At 67.4% G+C, this 5057-nt stretch carries 5 protein-coding genes; 1 reads left to right on the top strand and 4 read right to left on the bottom strand.

The features are described from left to right. Nucleotides 1–182 precede the first annotated feature (182 nt). Nucleotides 183–380 carry a hypothetical protein gene (locus RF640_RS18640; protein WP_368828635.1) on the top strand — a complete coding sequence of 66 codons (198 nt, stop codon included), beginning with the start codon at nucleotides 183–185 and terminating at the stop codon, nucleotides 378–380. A 1119-nt stretch (nucleotides 381–1499) separates the two neighbouring features. Here RF640_RS18640 and RF640_RS18645 read toward each other — a convergent pair. The 4 genes from RF640_RS18645 to RF640_RS18660 all read right to left on the bottom strand — a co-directional run bounded on the left by RF640_RS18645 (nucleotide 1500) and on the right by RF640_RS18660 (nucleotide 4816). Next, nucleotides 1500–2540 (bottom strand): hypothetical protein, encoded by a 1041-nt coding sequence (locus tag RF640_RS18645; RefSeq protein ID WP_058875418.1) that lies wholly within the window; start codon nucleotides 2538–2540, stop codon nucleotides 1500–1502. A gap of 90 nt (nucleotides 2541–2630) precedes the next feature. Continuing rightward, a complete protein-coding gene (locus tag RF640_RS18650; protein ID WP_197412747.1) occupies nucleotides 2631–2798 on the bottom strand; it encodes a hypothetical protein in 168 nt (55 codons plus the stop codon). 160 nt (nucleotides 2799–2958) lie between these two features. After that, the gene (trpS, locus tag RF640_RS18655) at nucleotides 2959–3999 is read right to left on the bottom strand and encodes a tryptophan--tRNA ligase (protein WP_368828636.1); all 1041 of its coding nucleotides are present in this window, start codon (nucleotides 3997–3999) and stop codon (nucleotides 2959–2961) included. 295 nt (nucleotides 4000–4294) lie between these two features. Continuing rightward, the gene (locus tag RF640_RS18660; protein WP_368828637.1) at nucleotides 4295–4816 is read right to left on the bottom strand and encodes a hypothetical protein; all 522 of its coding nucleotides are present in this window, start codon (nucleotides 4814–4816) and stop codon (nucleotides 4295–4297) included. Between the last annotated feature and the right edge of the window lie 241 nt (nucleotides 4817–5057).

The following is a 5057-nucleotide window of genomic DNA, read 5'->3' on the forward strand; positions in this document are numbered from 1 at the left end:
TGAGGCCACAGGAGTACCACAGCCGCCAATTACCTCTGCCAGAACACCGCCATTTACCGTCGACAGTCACAGCGGAGCTGTTCAAGTGAGAACCGCGGACCATTGGTCGTGTCAGTTCCAAAACCGTCGGGGTCCAGGATCATCATGGTCACCAATAGTTCCTATCGAAGGGTGATCAGGCAATGACCAACAATCTGGAGACTGGGTGCCCAGAGTGTGGAGGCAAGGTGCGCTTCACACTCGATGACGTCGCTAAGCAACGCACGCTGCGCTGCTCGCGCGGACACAGCGTGAAGATGCAGGACGAAGGCGGCGGCGCCCGAAAGGCATCGAAGGCTCTCGGTGACCTAGACAAGGCACTGAAGAAGTTCGGAAAATAGCGGCCGCCCAGGGAGCGACTCCAGAAACGGGAGTGGGTCACCGACTCGGTGATCAAATGCCGGGCAGCCGGCAAGGACCTCGACGGGCACCGTCCCACGTTCACTGACTCCCAGATCCGGGTGGCGTTGCGACGGATCGAGGCGAGGAGCCGGCCACCCAGGTCGCCCGCGACCTGGGCATGTCGAGGGCGACCCTGTACCGGCGGAGCCGGGAGCCGCCGCAAGCGAGCACTATCTGAGGTCGTTCTTTCCCATTGAAGCCATGATGCATATGTCGCCCCCTTAGCGGGCTTTTCACCGGGCGGGTCAAACGGGCATCACTAGTCAGCGGACTCCCGGGACTTCCGAGGAAGCATGTCAGTGCCCAGCTGTGGTCCCTCTTGCGTGCTCCATCAGGCCGATCTGTCACTCGGCAGCAGAGTGCGTTTGCATGAGCAATCGGCGTGAGAACATGCCCTATGAATTGCTTAGAGGATCTGTCGGGGTGCACGGACTTCTCGGACACCGCATCTGTCTCGGAAGTCTTCATCCCCGTCGTCGGAGCTCTGTTATGGGCAATCTGGCTGCTCATGCTGTGGTGGTATCGGCGTAAAGGCGAGAGTCCGTATCGAGACGGCGCCTCTAGGACACAGATCGCGTTTCTCTGGGCGGTGCCAGTGTTCTGTGGTGTTGTCTCCCTCGTGTTTGCAGTTCTCGCCTTCATCCCGGGCGGCCCGTGACTGCTCCCTGGCTCCATGATTCTGTCTGACCGCGCAGTTGCGTGGAGGGTTCCCGTTTGCGCTGGGAGTCTGCCCGGCGAGTCGGGTGGCAAGGGGTTCTGGAGGCCGATGTTAGGCTTCGCGAACTCAACGGAAGTGATGTCATGCACACCAAAGTCCGAGTCGCAGCGATCGTCGTTCTCCTTCTCGCTCTAGGCCTGTTCGCCATCACTGAATGGCTGCCCGCCCTCCTCTTTCTCCCCGCAGCAGGAGGTGCACTCCTGCTGAACGAGACCGGGATGCTCACACCTGGGCGGCCCCGTAACGACAGGGACCGCCCACGCTCCTGATCGTCGCGGGTCCATGGGCATCGGCACGTGCAGTTGGGGGTGATGCCCGGGCGGCGTCCGAGGCTACGACGTCACTTGGGGCGGTTGAGCGCGTCGCCGTCCCAGGTGAGGTCGGCGTCGGTGCGGAGGGGCAGTACTTCGAGACCTGGGGTCCGTACGAGCTCGCGCACCAGTGCCGTGGTGCCGGCCACGAGGGTGGAATCGAAGTCGATCTCGGTGGCGAGCACCCAGGTGTGGTCGTCTGGCCACAGGATGCTGGGGGAGGGCGCCCACATGGGCTCATCGACCCAGGGCGCATGGGTCGGCCAGGTGGGGTCGGCGAAGTCGTGGGCCCCGGCCTCGAACAGGACGTAGTGCCGCCCGGTGTCCCCGTGCAGTGCGAACCGCGGCCCGGCGGCGATCTCCGGAGGCAGTACTCCGGTGCCGGGTGCGGGGTCGCGGTGGGCACCCCGGGGACGGGCCTGCAGCACCGCCTGCGCGCCGGTGAGCCCTTGCCGCAGGGCCCCGGCCAGTCGTTGGCGCAGCGAGGGGGCGGTGACGTGCCCCGTGTTTTCGTCGATGTCTGGGGCCGGCCACTCGTCGCTGGGCACGAGCACGTAACGGGCGGCTCCGGACGAACTGACCAGCCCTCCCCAGCCTTCCCAGATCGCGGCGATCCCGGCATCCGGGGTGCTGGTGTGACGGGCGAGCACCGCCGCGGCCGCCGCCAGCGACGCGGCATCGAGGCGGCCCTCGGTCGTGTCGGTGTAGCGCCACCCGTCGGCGGCGATCACGCCGTCGACCGCACCGTAGACGCTGCGGACGAGGCGTGCGTACTGGGCCTGGGCGTGCATGGTCGTGCCGAAGGATGCCGCGGCCTGGGCCCAGCTGGCCCGCTGCGTCTCGAGTGCGGCCTCGATGTCGTGGACACCGGCGAAATGCGTAGCCTGATCGAGGCCCTGCCAGGTCCTTGTCGCCCGTGGCCGGTCGCGCTCGACCGGGTGGAACAGGCGCGCGTAGGCCTGGAAACCGCGCGGCACCACCGACAGGACGCTACCCAGCGGCTCGGCTTCCACCGGGCGCAGCCACTCACCCCGCTCGAGGTCGGGCACCCACCCGAATGGTTTTGACATGCGCCCATTCTCCATCTGTGACCCGTCCTGGCCCTCTCGTTCGACGTCTGCAAACGCCTACAAGGTCCGGGGGGTGCGCATCGCCTTCGTCTATGGTCGCAAGCTGCCGGCACGGTCGCCGTGCTTCTGCGCGTAGTCCTTGATGCCGGCGGTGACGCCCTTGCGCACCACCCAGTAGAGCAGCCACAAGGTGATGGCGACCATGAGCAGCCAGATGAATAGGCCGAGGAACGCTCCGAAGCCGGCGACGTCCATCATGAGGAACCTCCTGGGGTAGGTCTTTCCACGCTATCGAGGATTGCCGTGTTCCTCTCCACCCCGCCCGTGCTGTGCGTGTCGGCCGCTCCTCCCGTGTTCCGCGCCTCGTGCGTTGGCTTCACATCCCGGCCCGGCGGGAGGACTGGGTGGACAGGGAGGGTCAGTAGATGGTGCCCATGGCCTCGCGGACTTCGGTGAGGGTGGCCTCGGCGATCTCGTGGGTCCGTGCATTGCCGCGGCGCAGGACGTCGCGCACCAGGTGCGGGTCCCGGGCCAGTTCCTGACGGCGTCGCCGGTGGCCGGTGAGGAAGTCGTTGACGGCCTCGGTAGTGAGCTGTTTCAGGCGCCCGGCCCCGGCGTCGCCGAGTTGCTCGGCGACCTGTTCCGGGGTGGTGCCCCGGCACAGGGCCGCGGTGGACAGCAGCGCGGAGACCCCGGGGCGGGTTGCCGGGTCGAAGGTGATCCGACGCTCGGCGTCGGTGACGGTACGCCGGATCACCGCCGCGGTCTCCTCGGCGGTCATCGACAGGGCGATGGTGTTGCCGTAGCTCTTGGACATCTTCCGCCCGTCCAGCCCCGGTACTTCCGGGGCGGCGGTGAGCAGGGCCTCGGGCACGGGGAAAACGGGCCCGTAGCGGTCGTTGAAGCGCCGGGCGATGACCCGGGTGATTTCCACGTGGGGCAGGTTGTCCTTGCCCACGGGCACGAGGTTGCCCTTGCAGAAGAGGATGTCGGCGGCCTGGTGCACCGGATAGGTCAGCAGCAGCCCGCTCAACGCCCGGCCGGAGGCGGCGGCTTCGGCCTTGACCGTGGGATTGCGGTGCAGCTCGGCCTCGGTGACCAGGCTCAGGAAGGGCAGCAGCAGCTGGTTCAGCGCCGGTATCGCCGAGTGGGTGAAGATCGTGGTGCGCTCCGGGTCCAGCCCGGCGGCTAGGTAGTCCAGCACCGCACTGTGCACGTTCTCCTGCACGCGGGCGGTGGTGTCCCGGTCGGTGATGACCTGGTAATCGGCCAGCACCAAGAATGTCTCCACCCCGGCCTGCTGCAGCCGGAGGCGTTCGACGATGCTGCCGAAGTAGTGGCCCAGGTGTAGAGCCCCGGTGGGGCGTTCCCCGGTAAGTACCCGGAAGTTCTCCGGGGCCTGGTCGATGGTGCGGGTCAGTTCGGCTGAGCGCTGCTCGGCGACGGCGAACGAGTCCATGTGCGTGCTCCTGTCAGAAAAGGAGCTGCACGCAAGGCCGTGGCGGTGGGGCACGGGCTGCTGTGCAGCCCGTGGTCGTGCTTCAACCGGCTGCTATCGCAGCCACCACCACGCCAGACGGTTGAAGATCATGCCCATACTCTACGCACACGGCGCACCAACCACCGTGGGGATCAAGGGCAGGTGGCTCACCGCCACCACTCGCTTTACATATGGCCGGTTAGCGGCGATCACGCAAGGACGACGTTGCAATAGAGGCTCCTGTCCCGGGGCAGTGCGAAGAGCTTCGGGAGGCTCAGCGGCGGCCGCGCCCGCGGCCGCCAGAGCGCCGGTGGCTGGGCGAGGAGGGCTGGTGCTTGCGCCCGGTGTGGCTGGAGCGGCCAGCCGGCTCCGGGTCGAGCAGGTGCTCGGCGCCGGCCAGCAGCGTGGCAGCTGCCAGCAGCACCCCGCCGTCGTTGCCCAGCAAGAAATCCGAATCCAGCACGAGCATGGAGCGCTTGGCCTCCAGGTCGTTGGTGACCCCGACGGTGAACCCGGCGGCCGCCGCGGTCGCCGGGACGGTCTCGACGCGCTCCACCGCGGTGACCTCCACCTCGGGCAGCTCCTGTCCGGTGAGCCGGTACTCCTCCAGCACCTGGCGGCCCAGCGTCAGCAGCGTGGAGATCAGGGTGTTCGAGCTGACCCGTGCGTCCTGCGATACGGCGACCGCCAGGCGCGCGCGGGTACCGGCGGCGGTCATGCGGACCTGGGCGGCGACGGCGAAGGAGTCGACGACCGGAAGGTTCTCGACGGCAGGGCAGGGCGCGGCAGCGTTCAAGGGGGCTCCAAGGGAGAGTGGTGGGGACGAGGCCAGACTCTCACACGCCCCGACGCGGCACCCAGGCAAGGGCGCGGCAGGGCGGGCACATGACGTGGATCAGCTGCCCGGAAGGTGCAGGCAGTCCCTATTCCCGCGCACGTTGCATTAGAGCCTGTTCCTGAACCTGGTGGGCGCTGGGCTCGAGGCCGAGCTGGCGGGGTGGGCAGGTGGTAGAAAGGCGGAACTCCCGGTAGAGAAG

The sequence above is a fragment of the Kocuria sp. CPCC 205231 genome, from assembly GCF_040980965.1.
GTDB lineage: Bacteria > Actinomycetota > Actinomycetes > Actinomycetales > Micrococcaceae > Kocuria > Kocuria rosea.

What these genes read in the sequence shown, in the direction of transcription:
- RF640_RS18640 (WP_368828635.1), top strand. Translation starts at nt 183, where the DNA reads ATGACCAACAATCTGGAGACTGGGTGCCCAGAGTGTGGAGGCAAGGTG.
- RF640_RS18645 (WP_058875418.1), bottom strand. Translation starts at nt 2,540, where the DNA reads ATGTCAAAACCATTCGGGTGGGTGCCCGACCTCGAGCGGGGTGAGTGG.
- RF640_RS18650 (WP_197412747.1), bottom strand. Translation starts at nt 2,798, where the DNA reads ATGATGGACGTCGCCGGCTTCGGAGCGTTCCTCGGCCTATTCATCTGG.
- trpS (WP_368828636.1), bottom strand. Translation starts at nt 3,999, where the DNA reads ATGGACTCGTTCGCCGTCGCCGAGCAGCGCTCAGCCGAACTGACCCGC.